At 44.8% G+C, this 15,104-nt stretch carries 10 protein-coding genes; 3 read left to right on the top strand and 7 right to left on the bottom strand.

Going from position 1 to position 15,104, the window contains the following annotated elements:
• Positions 1-48: 48 nt before the first annotated feature.
• The 7 genes from ABV001_RS04790 to ABV001_RS04760 all read right to left on the bottom strand — a co-directional run bounded on the left by ABV001_RS04790 (position 49) and on the right by ABV001_RS04760 (position 7,379).
• Positions 49-249 carry a hypothetical protein gene (locus ABV001_RS04790; protein WP_323424750.1) on the bottom strand — a complete coding sequence of 67 codons (201 nt, stop codon included), beginning with the start codon at positions 247-249 and terminating at the stop codon, positions 49-51.
• Positions 250-256: 7 nt separating this feature from the next.
• Positions 257-1,522, bottom strand: coding sequence for a S8 family peptidase (locus tag ABV001_RS04785; protein ID WP_352421754.1), 1,266 nt, complete (start codon positions 1,520-1,522; stop codon positions 257-259).
• Positions 1,523-1,706: 184 nt separating this feature from the next.
• Positions 1,707-2,285 (bottom strand): hypothetical protein, encoded by a 579-nt coding sequence (locus ABV001_RS04780; RefSeq protein WP_352421753.1) that lies wholly within the window; start codon positions 2,283-2,285, stop codon positions 1,707-1,709.
• A complete protein-coding gene (locus tag ABV001_RS04775) occupies positions 2,286-2,990 on the bottom strand; it encodes a hypothetical protein (protein WP_352421752.1) in 705 nt (234 codons plus the stop codon).
• Between the two features lie 11 nt (positions 2,991-3,001).
• On the bottom strand, positions 3,002-3,901 hold the full coding sequence (locus ABV001_RS04770; protein WP_352421751.1) for a DUF2589 domain-containing protein: 900 nt from the start codon (positions 3,899-3,901) through the stop codon (positions 3,002-3,004).
• 161 nt (positions 3,902-4,062) lie between these two features.
• Entirely contained in the window at positions 4,063-4,281 is a 219-nt protein-coding gene (locus ABV001_RS04765) for a hypothetical protein (protein WP_352421750.1), read from the bottom strand.
• A 206-nt stretch (positions 4,282-4,487) separates the two neighbouring features.
• Positions 4,488-7,379, bottom strand: a complete 2,892-nt coding sequence (locus ABV001_RS04760) for an ATP-binding protein (RefSeq protein ID WP_352421749.1) — start codon at positions 7,377-7,379, stop codon at positions 4,488-4,490.
• Between the two features lie 247 nt (positions 7,380-7,626).
• Between ABV001_RS04760 and ABV001_RS04755 the strand changes: the two genes are divergently transcribed.
• The 3 genes from ABV001_RS04755 (at position 7,627) to ABV001_RS04745 (ending at position 15,015) form a co-directional block, all read left to right on the top strand.
• Positions 7,627-8,229, top strand: a complete 603-nt coding sequence (locus tag ABV001_RS04755; protein ID WP_352421748.1) for an HmuY family protein — start codon at positions 7,627-7,629, stop codon at positions 8,227-8,229.
• Positions 8,230-8,309: 80 nt separating this feature from the next.
• The gene (locus ABV001_RS04750) at positions 8,310-10,517 is read left to right on the top strand and encodes a TonB-dependent receptor (RefSeq protein WP_352421747.1); all 2,208 of its coding nucleotides are present in this window, start codon (positions 8,310-8,312) and stop codon (positions 10,515-10,517) included.
• Between the two features lie 127 nt (positions 10,518-10,644).
• Positions 10,645-15,015 (top strand): cobaltochelatase subunit CobN, encoded by a 4,371-nt coding sequence (locus tag ABV001_RS04745; protein ID WP_352421746.1) that lies wholly within the window; start codon positions 10,645-10,647, stop codon positions 15,013-15,015.
• The last annotated feature ends 89 nt before the right edge of the window (positions 15,016-15,104 follow it).

The following is a 15,104-nucleotide window of genomic DNA, read 5'->3' as shown; positions in this document are numbered from 1 at the left end:
GGAAAAATGATGATGGCACAAAGAATTTTCCTGTGATTTGCTCAATAGTCAAATGCCGAAGTTGTTGTTCTCTTCTTCTATGGAAATGAAAAAATCGAAATCGATATCGGATATACTTTTTTCAGTTTCAAATTTCACGACCCCCAACTTCCGGTAGTAGTTGATTATTTTTATTCCGGAAGCCTTCAATGTTCTGCTGACTTTCGCAAAAGAAACTCCCCCCTTCAGAACCGCAAAATAGGTGTTCATGTCCCCATCATTTTATTACTTGTATCAACCCTTTGCCGATATCCCTATATTTCAGCTTTTCTATCGGTTTCGCATTATTCTCAAGTAATCCCCATATTTCCCGTGCCGTTAGATTGGGGAACTGTTCCATATACAATGCTGCCACACCCGACACGAATGGGGTTGCCATGCTTGTTCCGCTAAGCGACTCGTAGTTATCCGAACTCCCATTTTTCTGCGGATATGCGCTCAAGATATTAACCCCGGGTGCACATATATCGATATTCCCACCGGTAGCGGCATTGATTCCTGCATTGGAGAAGCGCGCAATCTGCATCTCTTTGTCGATGGCTGCGACCGCCATAATGGAAAGCGAATTGGCGGGCACTGAGACAGGAGCGAGCGATGCAGGCCGGTTGCTGTCGTTACCGGCAGCGGCAATGAGAAGAGAATTGTTGTCCAACGCCTTTTTACCGATGGTCTCGAAAAGTATGGAAGGTTTTTCATTCAACTTTGCGGGTGCTGCCAGCGAGAGGGAGATAATTCTGAATTGTTTCGTAATCGCCCAATCGATGGCATCGACGATACTGCTGGTACTCCCTTTGCCTTTGTCTGAAAGTACTTTGCCTATTTTCAGGTTGCTGTCTTTGGCGATACCATACCGTTTGCCGGTATCGTTCCGGACATTGCCACAGGCAATGCCGCCACAATGTGTGCCGTGCCCGTTAGGATCTCTATCCCAATCCTCACCTTCTATAAAGGATTTTCCTTCGATTTCCCTACCCGCAAAATCGGGATGTTGTATCTCGAAACCGGTATCCAGTATGCAAATGTTGACCCCTTTGCCGGAGAACAGCGTATCGCCCATGCCGATGGCTTTTAATCCCCATTCCAGTTCTGTGGCAGATACCGATGGCTGTTGAGCGGGTTTCTTGCGTATGGTGCTTTCCAGTTCCAGAATTTTGTTTTTTAACGCGTCAATATCCATCTTCAGCTCTTCGATAAGGGATAATTCGTCCGCCACATAGAAATCCCGTTCCTTTTCGAAATAGACGATAGGGCTTTTCTTGTCGGTCAGCGACAGGGAGAGCTGCTTTTCATCCACATCGTCTACCACCATCATGCTGAGGTTTTTATATAGTACGGCATGGCTGTTGTCGATAATGTTAAACGAACGGTTATCTCTCGATAGGAGTTCCGACGATGTGACACTCACGGCAAACTCCTTTTCCACGCTTCTGATCGTTGATTCATGCTGGTTGTCCAGCAGGACTATATATCTGTTCCTTTTCATATGGTTAAAATTATTGATTTTCAATTTCATCCGGATTTTTCTACGCTCAACAGAGTCAAAACAAGTTTTGTCTCTGTATTCACTTATCGAAAAAGTTCAAATGTATCATATGAAACTCGCGACATTGACTACGTCGATTACTTCGTAATTCATGATCTTGGGTGAAGTCATGTTCATGCTCGTTTCATAATGCTTTGTTGATGATTTCGTCCAGCAGGAGATAAATGTCTTCTGTAATGAGATGTGCGTGCAATTTCTTGTTAATAAACGAAATAGACCCGTTTTGGGAGAGTAGTGAACTCCAGAACAGTTCTATTTTAGGAATCGAATCCAGCCCTTTCAACTGTTCATCGGTCAGAAACCCTTGCTGATAGAGGTTGAGCACTAAGTTGGAGAGAATCTCTTTTCCTTCCTCAAGTTTTACAATTTCTTTTCTGTACATTTCCTGTAACAGTGTATCAACGGTCTCAATTCCGTGATAGGAAAATCCCCACAATAGCTCGCGCTTGCCTGATTTTATCTTTTCCATTTTCGAGGGGTCGAAACCTCGTCTCACCGTATGAAGCATACTTGTTATCCGCAGTATTTCCGATTCACTGGCATTTTCGCCCCTGTCCTTGAAATAACCGGATAATTTATTCAGAAAAACAGTGAATCGCTGATCGAAGTCGAACGACTTGTCGGCATAGAGTTTTTGCGTCTGATTGAATTCGGCAAAAAACGCTTCGATCACTTTAACCTTATTATGGATAAATTCCTGCATCTATTCAAAAATAATTTCTTCCACCTGTTTTCCGTCTTTATCGGTGAATATTACCAGCCTCAATCCCTCTTCTTCCATTTCCACATGAAGGTTGATGAACAGCTTGTCTTTGTCTTTGTCTTCGGCCTTGGATGTGTTGGGGTCGATGAAAATGTCGTTTATCTTGGTGGATACCAGAGAGAAATTATGGCTGATGGTGTCTGTAAGGATTTTCTTCATTTCCGTATCCTCTGCGCTTGCAGTGGTGTCCTGAGGTCTGAACCTGCCGACTGACAACGACTTTATTTGCGGAAACAAATCAATCTTCTTTATCTCGTCATCAATATTTTTAACCAATCGTTGATCTTTTGCTTCAAGCGTTTTAAAGAGTTGTTTGAATTCATCATTTTGTATTTGTTCCTTGGTAATTGGGGCAATGTTAAGTTGTTTTTCCTTATTCACTGCCTCGATTCTCTCATTTACGTCGTTCAGAAATTTCGACTCATCAAGTTTGAAGTCATATTTCGACGACGAACTGATATCCGTAATTTTTAGTGGAATATCCATCTTTACACTTGGAAAAGCATACCTTGGCGTCTTGAAATATTTCAAATACTCATGGTTTGCATATTCCTTGGCGACAAGGATCGCATTTTCATCGGCTTTTTTACGAGCCTGAATTATCTCCTTATTGAGATAATTCAGGTAATCAGACAGCTTAATCATTTTGGTAAAGTTTATTGTGAGAGGATGCCAAGCACTTTCTCCAACCCTGCTGGCATTTCATCGTTAGTGGCACGCACTTTTACCCCCAGAGAATATTCTTTCTCTATTTTCACGCCGGTCGACGTTGATCTCTTATAAGATACGTCCACACTGAAATTTACTTTGGCAAATAAACTTGCGAAGCCACCCGTACCGCCGCTGGTACTGGTTTTAATGCCGAACTCGTCGTCCACCTTCCTGGTGTAGGTGGATTTCAGTTTCACGTTGAAATCTATTTCACACGAATCAATCCTGAAAGAAGGCACGTTTAGCAGTGCGATAAAAGGAACGGAGAGTTCCACGTCTTGCTCCGTGAAAGGCTCTTCATCGGGCGTTTCGTCTTCATTCACATAATCGGGATTGGGGGCTTTCCTTTTGTACTTGAATTCCACCATTCTCAATTTCTTCTCTCCTGTTGTTTCATCCACGGTTTCGAAACCGACCTCGTTGATGAAACTGACTGTGGAAACCGACGCGTTTGTCTGTGCTTTCACACACGCGTCCAGCGGGCCGCCAATGATCTTTGCGAAGTCGATACTACCCAGTTCGGCGACAAAATTGGCTCCTGATGCGTCGGCAGTCCTGAAGAAATCGTCGTCGGCAGCCATTTGTCCAAAAATGAGTTTGATGGTGTCGGAAGAGATTCTGGCAAATGAATTTTCCCACTGGGGATCGTATCCGGTTTTAAAACTATCTATGATGTCGAGGATATCCTTCTTCGTGAAGTTTTGCAATTCCGAAGGAGCTATCCCGTTCACCTGTTCATAGACAGATGGAGTCAATGCCGTCTCCAATCCTGTTAACATCTCAATCAATTCTTTTTTTGTTTTTTTGGAGTAATCTTGCTCCAAAACCGATTTTAAAGTTTTCATACGCTTATTTTATTTGTTTACATTATGGTGTATGGAACTCGCGATAATCATGCACCAGGGTGTAATGATATTCATGCTCGTTTCATACGCTTTGATTTTTTAATGGAATAATGAAAAATGACAGGTTTACTTATAGTTGTATGTTAAACATAAAGGTCGTTTTATCTGGTTGTAAACAGGGCGTAATCATCCATACGGCTGATGTCGGTGATCAATTTTACCGTATCCCCCTCAATGTCATTCCTGTCTCCACCTTCGATGTCCTGTATCTTTTGGATTTCTTGTCGACCCTGTGGCTCGGCCCTCTCCCAATGAATTGCGAACATGGCGAGTAATGTGCACAATCCAGTCATGCTGAAAAATTGAATTACTTTTTTCACTTTGCTTGATTTTTTATTATTTATCCAAAATCTTGTTCGCAAATTTACATATGACAGGGGCAGGATTGTTAGGATTTTTCGATCATGAATTTGTAAAAAATAAGCATTAACAATAATTTTTTTTGTATTATTTATGCATTGGAAAGCGTTAACTTATTGGTTGATAGTGAAGAAAAAGTACAATTCTACGGTTTTTGAAATAAATGCTATCTTGGCCAACGACGGTATTGGGAAGGAGTAACGCTGGTATATTTCTTGAAGATACGTGAAAAATAGGCTACATCATAGAACCCGCACTCAGCGGCTATTTCCGCGACCGATTTGTTCTCGGATATCAGCCTCTTTTTGGCATAGTCAATTCGTAGGTTGTTGATATAAAGTGATGCAGTATAGCCGGAAACGGCACTCAGCTTCCGGTTCAATTGAGAAGGGCTCATACATAGTTTTTCGGCAAGCGATACGGTAGAAAAATGAGGATTACGCATCTCAAGATAGATGATATCCGTTGCTTTTTGAAGAAAATCCATGTTGATATCTTTAACGGGAGCCTCCTCTTTCTTGAAGATAGAGCGCATGTATTTTTTCTTGAGCAAACGGCGTTTTTCAAGTAGGGTTTCTATCTGTATCAGTAGCTCATCTGGATGGAACGGCTTACGGATATACGCGTCGGCACCCTGTTTCAAACCTTTTAACTGGTCGTCCATCCCACTTTTTGCCGTCAAAAGTATCACCGGGATATGATTCAATAATTCCGATTCGCGAATCTCGTTACAAAAAGTCAACCCGTCTTTATTGGGCATCATGATATCCGATATAATGATGTCGGGTACCAATTCGGTAGCTAATTTCAATCCTTCAATCCCGTCCCGTGCCGTTGTGGTATTGTATTGGGGTGAAAGCAGGGCCCTTATATAAAGTGTTACATCCTCATTGTCCTCAATCAGCAAAATATTAGTATGAGTGTCTGTCCTGATCAATTCTTTTTTGTCTTGTACGAAAAGTTGATCGTCTTTTCGCATGGTTCTGCTTGTCTCCGGCGGATAAGATTTTGTTTCATGTCCCGGATTCCATGCCGGCAATATCTTTTCTGTAGATTGGTTCAACGGCAGTCTCACCGTGAATGTTGAACCTCTCTTTGCTTTACTTTCCACTGTGATTTTCCCATGCATGATTTCAACTAACTGACGTGTGTAACTCAATCCGATGCCACTCCCCATTTTCTTGTCGGATTGCCCTCCCTGATAAAAGAGGTCAAAAATCCGCTCAATCTCCTCTTCCGGAATTCCTTCACCTGTGTCAGCTACTGCCAACGAGATTTCCTTGTTTTTCACTGATGAAACCGATACCGAAATTTCACTTCCCGGGGGACTGAATTTTAAAGCATTTGATAATAAGTTTTGTAGAATATCATCGATATAATGTGGAATGAAGTCCATTTCGATAACCGGTTCGCTGCTCGAAAGAGATAATTTGATATTGTTGTTCTGTGCGTACAGCCGGAACGAATCTACTATCATCCGTACATACACCACAATATTCCCTTTTCTCCATTCAGGGTTGTCCATTCCCGCGTTTATTTTTGCCATATTCAGCAATTGGTTCACTAATGCAAGCAAATGGCTACCTTGCCGGTCTATGGCTTTCAGGTAATGATTGGATTCGGCTTGCGTAAGATTTTTCTGTTCCCGCAGGTATTTACTCAACCCGAGTATTACGGTGAGCGGAGTACGGAATTCGTGTGTGATATTGGTGAAAAAATTGGTCCTTAGTTGGCTGAGGTTACGGAGGATTTTATTACTCTTCGTGCGATGGATGTATGCATAAAAAAGTGATGCCGATAACAGCACAAGCAGGAAGACAAAGATGATGGAAGCGTTGAGGATGATTTTTTTCTGCCGGTTTTCCATCTCGTTACGGATATTCAGTTGAGCGATGTACTGTCTGTTTTTATCGCGTTCGTAGTTTATACGCATATCTATAACATGGTTTAAATTTTGCATATTCCGGACGGTATCCTGGTAGGCCTCACTGAGTTTGTAATGATGCAGCGCTTCGGCAAAATTGCCCCTTTTCTGATTGTAGTTATGCAAAAGATCATATGTCTCCGACAGGTGTTGCGGGGATTGGATGTTGCTGGCGGCTTCTTTTGCCAGATCAATAAATTTTTTCGATTCTGCAAAATCATTTTTTGCCAACCGGATGCGTGCTATTGCCAGGCACGCCTCCAGCCAGTGCCATGTGTCGGAGATATCTCCCATGATTTCGTAAGCCTGCTGATATTCGCGTTCAGCTACATCATATTGTTCCTGCAGTTCATAAATATGGCCGAAATGGATATGGCATAATCCGATTCCTAACTGCGATTTGGCAATCAGGTTTTGCTCCATGGAATGTTGATAATAGACAAAGGCCGAATCATACATCTGTTTTTCCTGGAAGATGGCGCCGATATTGGCCCAATTCATGGCCTGTCCCACCGGGCTGTTCAGTGCTTTTTCCTCGGCAAGTGCCTCACGGAACAGCCTTTCCGCTTCCTCATAATTGCCAAATGAAAGATGGATGATGCCGATGCCGTTCAGCGCCATTACGCGGTTTTTTCTCCCCCTGTATTCATATCTTCCGGAATAGGCTTCGGCCATTTGTAACGCCTGGTAATGATAACCGGAGGCCTCCGGAAAAGCGCCGATCCTCCGGAAATCAGTGCCTAAACTATTCAAGGCTTCCGTAATACCTGTGGTGTCATTGAGATTGTAAGCGGCAGCCAATCCTTGTTGATGGTAAGTGATGGCATTCGAGAAATCGGACGACTCCCGCAACCGTCTTCCCAGTTCTATGCACAGTACTGAAATTGCCACTTCGTCTTGCGAAGCCACGCTTCGATCCAGCAATAGACGAATGGAGTCGGTAGGGAAATCCGGTGAAATCTTATCTTCCCATTTTTTCTTATTCTCCGCCGGAAATTGCCACTCGTTGTTGTTCTGCGCGCATGAAAGAGTGAAGTATAAAACAAGCAGGATCACCCCCGTTTTTGTCATAACAGGAATACCGCTGGAACCTGATGCGGTATATCGACGAGATAATCCTAATTGTAAGAGCATTGCTATGATTTATGCGCAAATATAAATAAAAAATTGAATCAGCAAGCAACATAAAATTTTTTAACTGAGAAAAAAGGAAGGGATATGGAAAATAGGCGGAAAAGTGTGACAGGTATCAACAGATTGTAAGCCGCAATACCCTAAAATAATGATACAAGCTGAAAAAAATAATAATATATAGGGATTGTGGAGGGGGACAATTTCCGATAACTTTGTCGCAAATTTATCAATAATAAATTCAATGTAAATGAAAAAGATCAGTTTTTTAGTGTTGCTCAGCGTTTTATTTATTACAGCGTGTGATGATGATGAAAAAGAGCCTGCTCTTCCGGGCGATGTGAAGGATATTCAATTTATTGACACCAGATCATATACCGATTGGGTGTATTTCTCTTTTTCAAAAGGTGAAGTGGTGACTGTGACTGACTATAAGAACGACCTTTCATGGGATATTGCTTTCCATCGTGGTGATGTTCGCTTGAACGGAGGTGAATCAGGTAAAGGAAAAGGAGAAGGGTTCAATACCCAAAAAACAAGTTGGAGTGCTGTAACTGAAGCACCCACCAGTGGTTATATAAAAGATCAGGTCGGAAAAATTACAACGGCATTTACCGGAGATGGGATAACGGAAGATGATCAGCCTTTTTCCCAGACAGTTACAACATGGTTGACGGTTGATACGAGCAACCCACCTCCCAAATACACCGTGCATAATTGGATTTATGTAGTGAAAGCTGCAGACGGTAACTATGTAAAACTATGGTTATACGATAATAAGAATGAGAAGAATGCTGCGGGTTATGTTAGTTTCAGGTATCAGTACAATGCAAGCGGAGCAACAAATTTCTAACAGAGTATAACAAGAAAAGATTGGCAAGATTGTCTGATAGTTTTTACTGTCCAGGCAATCTTGTCTTTTAGGTAAGAGGTATGAGGATAATTCTATTGACAATGTTTCTTATGGCCGGTGTGACACTTTATGCTCAGCACCAGCGGATAGAAGGACGGATTGTTGATTGCAGGTCACAAAAAGGGATACATCTTGTCAGCGTAGGGATACTTGGCACAACAAAAGGAGCTATTTCCGACGAATCAGGAAAATTCGTTATTGAAGGGGTGCCGGAAGGTGAATATACTTTCGCTGTTTCATCTATCGGTTATGAGGACAAACGCATTCCGGTTTCTATTCCTATCCGAAGTGGCAATCCGGCAATCACCATATCATTGTGTGAGCAAGCCATCGATCTGGATCAGGTGGTTGTGACGGCAACCCGTACCGAGCGATTGCTGAAAAATGTGCCTATACAAACCCAGATGATTTCGGCCAAAGCCATTGAGCGTATGCAGGTCATTAATTTCAGGGATTTGCTGGAATATGAATTACCCGGCGTGGAGTTTACGAACAATGGTGGTTACGCCAATATCAATATGCTCGGTTTCGGTGGTAAATATGTATTGTTCCTGGTGGACGGTGAACGGATGGCGGGTGAGACATTCGACAATATAGACTACAACCGGGTGGATATGGATAATGTGCAACAGATTGAGATTGTCAAAGGTGCGGCATCCTCCCTCTATGGTTCCAATGCAGTCGGTGGAGTGATCAATATAATTACCCAAAAGCCTCAGAAAACATTTGAGACAGGAGCCAATATGAGATTGGGTAGTAATAATGAGCGAAACTACCGCTATTCGGTAGGATCGCGTAGAAAATGGGGATATGCAAATTTGACGGCATCGTTCAAATCCATGGACCCCTATTTGCTGAAAGACCGGAAGCCACTGACTCAATGGTTTGCTAATGGAGATAAAGTGGAATATCCTTTAAGTGAAACCTATATTGCCGGTTACAAGGATTATAGTATTAATCCCCGGATAGGCATAGATATCTCTGAGAAATTGCATATAGAAACAAAGGGGGGATATTATTACAAGGAGAGAAATCCCGGAGGTTTGGACGGGACAAAAGTAACCGACCGCTACTACAACTATTCGGGTGGATTAAAAGCTGATTACAAAATATCGGATGACCAGCATTTACAGATTTCCGGAAATTTCGATCGGTATGACAAGTACAAATATTACAAACTATTGACCGAAAAGGAAAAAACTTATGAAAACTCCCAACAACGATTCAATGGGATGTATACTCTTTCTTTTGGAGCGGGGCATTCGTTGGTAGCCGGTGTCGAATATTTTTCCGATAACCTGATGACATTTATGTTTGAGAATGACGGGAGCGAGGCAAAGCGCGATGCGCAGACTTACGCCATTTACACTCAGCAGGAATGGCTATTGGCAGAGAATTTCACACTCGTGACCGGTCTTCGTTACGACTATCATTCGCAATTTAAGGGACACCTTACACCCCGTTTAACTGCGATGTTTAAACCTACTTCCCGCTTTACACTTAGGGGTGGGTATTCAGGCGGTTTCCGTTCGCCTACGCTTAAAGAGTTATACACCGATTGGTTCCATCCTGACGGTGGAGGGTTCCAGATTATTGGTAATAAGGATATGAAAGCGGAGAAAAGTAATAATTTCAACCTCTCAACCGAAATATCTCTTGGCAAAACAGTTATCACGGGTATAGCCCAGTATTCACTTATCGAAAATATGGTGAGTACACTGTGGCTAAACCAGGATACGGTATTGTATGCTAATATCGGTGATGCCAAAGTGCTGAGTACGGAACTGTCGGTTACCAGCCAGATAAACAATAATCTGTCCCTTCGAGGAGGTTATTCCTATGTGCACGATAATCTTGGAAAAAGATCCATAATCCGTCCTCATTCATTTACCGCCCGGATAGATTATATCATTTCTGTATTTGGAAAATATAGTCCTACGGTCAGTTTCAGCGGAAAATACTTCAGCGGAATGGATATATACGGAACCGGAGACATAACCGACACAGATAACGAAACGGGGATAGAGCAGGAAGTTAGCGAAGAATACAAGGTGGAATACGACGGGTATACTATTTGCCGCTTGTCATTTGCGCAGGCGTTTCCATTCAACCTCACGTTAAATGCAGGTATAAATAATCTCTTCGATTACAAGACAAAATTTTCAAGTTTCTATTCGAGTATATCGCCTGGTAGGACCTATTACATCGGATTAAAATGGAAGTTGTAAAGAAATTCTCAAAATATATAAAGCGTTCATCTATATCAATATGAAACGAGCATAAAAACCATTCTTACCCAAGAATGATTATTGCGAGTTCCATACGATACATTTGAAAGTCAATAATTTAAATCGAATGAAAAAGAAATATACACTTATTGCTTTATGCGCTTTGGTCATTATCGCGATAGGGTGGATAGTCTGGCAGAAAATGGCTTCTCCCACCCGGATCGCACTCTATAACTTCCAGCCTTTCCAGGTGTCGAACATCTCGTTGTCGAACAGCGATAAATTTATCAAATTCGAGGAAGTTGCGGCAGAGGAAGCCGGTAAGCTGAAGAATTACGATTTCGTGCTGGGTTTCGGCATGGGGCTGAAAGTGTCGGAAGAGCAGCGGGCACAAATCCAGTCGGCGGCCGACAAGGGTACGCCGATTTATATGTTTGCCGTGACCAATCCGCAGAATAATATCTGCAACTTAGACAGTGTGGACCTGGAACAGATCTCCGGTTACCTGAATAGTGGCAATAAAACCAACTACCGGAACATGGCGCGTTATATCCGCCGGAATATCGACCGGAAAATTCTTTTTGTCGCCGAAGCAGAACCGGTGGTAGAGAGCGTGTCGGACGCGCTTTTTCATATCGATGAGAATGTATCCTTTGAGGAGGTGGATGAATATGAGGCCTATCTCAAAAAGGAGGGCTTTTACAAGGAAGGAGCCGCTAAGGTCGCCATTGTGGCGGGTATCCATGACCCGTTCAGTGGCAATAAAGAACATCTGGACAGCCTGATCGCTTCCCTTCAGCATTCGGGGTTGAATGTCTATCCCATCTCTTCATTTACCAAAAGGATGGATTTCCTGGAGCAGGTGAATCCCGATGCGGTGATTTATTTCCCACACGGACGCCTCCTGATGGGGCAGCCGGATGTATTCGTGGAGTGGCTGAAAAGCCGGAACATTCCTATCTTCGCACCGATTACCATCCTGCAGTTGAAGGAAGAGTGGATGAAAGATCCGATGGGCATGTTCGGCGGATTTATGGGGCAGACCATTGTCATGCCCGAACTCGATGGTGCCATTTATCCCTATTCATTGGTGGCACAGGAAAAGAACAGCGACGGCCTGTATGTGTTCAGGACAATCCCCGACAGGCTCGCAAGCTTCACCGAGATCATCAACAATATGATCGCCCTCAAAGAGAAGAAGAACGCCGAGAAGAAGGTCGCCATCTACTATTTTAAAGGAGCGGGACAGGAAACCCTGGCGGCACAAGGACTGGAGACTGTGCCTGCCCTCTATAACCTGCTGAAACGGTTGAAAGCCGAAGGATATCAGGTGGATAACTTGCCGGCGACAGAAAAAGATTTCGAGCACCTGTTGATGACACAGGGATCGGTGCTAAACACCTATGCCGAAGGGGCATTCGACGATTTCTTAAAAAACGGCCATCCTCAATTGGTGAAAAAACAGGATTATGAGGCTTGGGTAAACCGTTCCTTGTCGAAGGAATCCTATAAAGAGGTGACCGATCTGTACGGTGAAGCACCAGGCAGCTATATGAGCGTGGTGCAGAACGATGAAGAATACCTTGCCGTGGCACGCATACAATTTGGGAATGTAGTCTTGTTGCCACAGCCTATGGCGGCGCTGGGAGATGATGATTTTGCCATCGTGCACGGGGCAAAGATGCCGCCTCCCCATACCTATATCGGTTCTTACCTGTGGACCCAGTACGGTTTTAAAGCCGATGCCTTGGTCCATTTCGGTACGCACGGCAGCCTTGAGTTCACACCCCAAAAGCAGGTGGCGTTGAGCAGTAACGACTGGGGCGACCGCTTGGTGGGTACCATTCCCCATTTCTACTATTACACCATCGGTAATATCGGTGAAAGCATGATGGCGAAACGCCGTTCGTATGCCACTACCATCTCCTACTTAACCCCTGCTTTCACCGAAAGCCATACCCGCTCTCAGTTCAAAACGTTGCAGGATAAGATACGGGAATATTACAAGAGCGATGAGACCGGGCAAGAAACAGCATCGCTGGAGGTGAAGAAGATTGCCGTGGCAATGGGTGTGCACCGCGATTTGCGTCTGGACAGCGTCCTTTCCAAGCCTTACACCATGGAGGATATAGAACGCATCGACAATTATGCCGAAGAGATTGCGAATGAAAAGATCAACGGGCAGTTGTATGTTTCGGGCGAGCCCTATACGCCGGAGAAGATAAACTCCACCGTATTGGCCATGAGTGCCGATCCGATTGCTTACAGCCTTTCCTCATTGGACAAGCAGCGGGGAAAAGTGACCGAACAGCAATTGAAGAGCAAGTCGTTCTTCACCCAAACTTATCTCGATCCGGCCAAAAATCTGGTCAATCAGGTGTTGGCGGGAAGAACGGTCAATGATGAGCTTATCTGTGCTGTGGCGGGTATTACCGCTGCGGAGTTGGAAGAAAGCAACGCTATTCTGAATCCGCCAAAAAGAGGTATGATGGCTGCCATGATGGCGGCTGGCGATAATGCTTCCAAACCGGACGGTGATGCCTCTAAAGCGGGAGATGATCCCGATGCGGCTGGTGATGGTTCCAAAATGGAAGCTAAAAAACCGGAAACGGGAATGTCCGGTGGCATGTCCAAAGGTGGCATGTCCAAAGGCAGTATGCCCAAAGGTGGCATGTCCAAAGGCAGTATGCCCAAAGATGGTATGGCTCAACGTCCGGGAGAAGAAACTTCTCAAGATTCCTCGGTAACAAAAAGGGAATCACCTACGGCGGGAATGGGCATGCCGGGACAAATGAAAGCGCCGGAATATACGAAAGAACAGAAAGAGAAAGCCCGCATGATTGCGGAGATAGAGCGTACGATCAATAATATCCGTCATTATAAATCGGCGTTGGAGAACAGTCCCGAACTGGAGTTCAAGGCGCTGCTCAATGCCATGTCGGGTGGGTATGTGGAACCCTCCTCCGGGGGGGATGCCGTGGCGAATCCCAATGCTGTTCCCACGGGAAAAAACCTCTATTCTGTCAATGCCGAAGCCACTCCATCTGAGGTGGCATGGGACAGGGGTGTAATGCTGGTCAATACCACGCTTGCCCAATACCGGAAGGAGCACGGCGAGTACCCCCGCAAGGTGAGTTATACTTTCTGGAGCAGCGAGTTTATCGAGAGTGAAGGAACCACCATCGCCCAGGTGCTGTACATGTTGGGTGTGGAGCCGGTACGTGATACCTACGGACGTGTTTCGGAACTCCGGCTGATACCTGCCGAGGAGCTGGGACGCCCCCGCATCGATGTGGTGGTACAGACATCGGGGCAATTCCGTGACTTGGCTGCATCGCGTCTGATGCTTATCACGAGGGCCGTGGAGATGGCCGCGGCGGCAAAAGATGAAAAATATGAAAACCTGGTGTCGAAAAGTACGGTGGAGATAGAGCATCAGCTGGTAGAACAGGGGATATCGCCCAAAGATGCCCGTGACATGTCCACCCGCCGCATATTTGGTGGAATCAACGGCATGTATGGTACCGGCATTCAGGAAATGATCACCAGCAGCGACAAATGGGAATCGGAAAAAGAGATTGCCGATGTCTATATCAACAATATGGGAGCGGATTACGGAAGCGATAAGAACTGGGGTGAATTTCAGGCAGGGCTCCTCCGCACGGTGCTCGCCAATACCGATGTCATCGTGCAGCCGCGCCAGAACAATACCTGGGGCGCGTTGAGCCTCGACCATGTGTATGAATTCATGGGCGGGATGAACCTGGCCATCCGGAATGTGACCGGCAAGGATCCCGATGCCTATTTTGCCGACTACCGCAACCGCAATAACGCGAAGATGCAGGACCTGAAAGAGGCCATCGGCGTTGAATCGCGTGCCACCGTGCTCAATCCCGCCTATATCAAGGAGATGATGAAAGGTGGAGCTTCCAGCGCCGCCCAGATTACGGAGGTGGTGACCAACACCTTCGGATGGAACGTGACCAAACCCAATGTCATCGACAACGAGTTATGGGACGAATACTATGATGTATATGTAAAGGACAAGTTCGATCTGGGCACAGAGGCCTTCTTTAGGGAAAAAAGCCCTGCCGTGCTGCAGGAAGTGACCGCCATCATGATGGAATCCGCGCGGAAGGGTATGTGGAAAGCCACACCCGAACAACTCGCCGACATTGCCCAACTGCATACCGACCTGGTAAAAGAGTTCGGCTCCACCGGTTCGGGCTTCGCAGGAGGAAATGCCAAATTGCATGATTACATCGCACAGAATGTAGACCCATCCGATGCCCAGACATATAACAGGCAGATCCGCGCGATGAAAACCGCGGGAGCCAATGCGAATGTGACCCCGGCAGGCACCGTTCTCAAGAAAGAGGAGGTAGGACAAATAGAAAATGGTGAAAAGAATTCACTCAATGGAGTCATTGTTGCCGCGGTAGTCCTTGTGGTATTTGTCATTCTTTTACTAATTTTGCGTCGAAAAAGAAGGAACTAATGTGCCAATTTTTCAATATGCCAATGTGCCAATTAGGGCGTTTCCCAATTATTCTCATTGGCACATTAGTCACATTAGTCACATTGAAT

It is taken from the genome of Proteiniphilum sp. (assembly GCF_040307845.1).
Taxonomy (GTDB): domain Bacteria; phylum Bacteroidota; class Bacteroidia; order Bacteroidales; family Dysgonomonadaceae; genus Proteiniphilum.
Note: the sequence above shows the minus strand (reverse complement) of the source record. Positions and strands in the feature narration are given on the sequence as shown.

Coding starts and splice junctions, on each gene's coding strand:
- ABV001_RS04790 (WP_323424750.1), bottom strand. CDS start 249: ATGAACACCTATTTTGCGGTTCTGAAGGGGGGAGTTTCTTTTGCGAAA.
- ABV001_RS04785 (WP_352421754.1), bottom strand. CDS start 1,522: ATGAAAAGGAACAGATATATAGTCCTGCTGGACAACCAGCATGAATCA.
- ABV001_RS04780 (WP_352421753.1), bottom strand. CDS start 2,285: ATGCAGGAATTTATCCATAATAAGGTTAAAGTGATCGAAGCGTTTTTT.
- ABV001_RS04775 (WP_352421752.1), bottom strand. CDS start 2,990: ATGATTAAGCTGTCTGATTACCTGAATTATCTCAATAAGGAGATAATT.
- ABV001_RS04770 (WP_352421751.1), bottom strand. CDS start 3,901: ATGAAAACTTTAAAATCGGTTTTGGAGCAAGATTACTCCAAAAAAACA.
- ABV001_RS04760 (WP_352421749.1), bottom strand. CDS start 7,379: ATGCTCTTACAATTAGGATTATCTCGTCGATATACCGCATCAGGTTCC.
- ABV001_RS04755 (WP_352421748.1), top strand. CDS start 7,627: ATGAAAAAGATCAGTTTTTTAGTGTTGCTCAGCGTTTTATTTATTACA.
- ABV001_RS04750 (WP_352421747.1), top strand. CDS start 8,310: ATGAGGATAATTCTATTGACAATGTTTCTTATGGCCGGTGTGACACTT.
- ABV001_RS04745 (WP_352421746.1), top strand. CDS start 10,645: ATGAAAAAGAAATATACACTTATTGCTTTATGCGCTTTGGTCATTATC.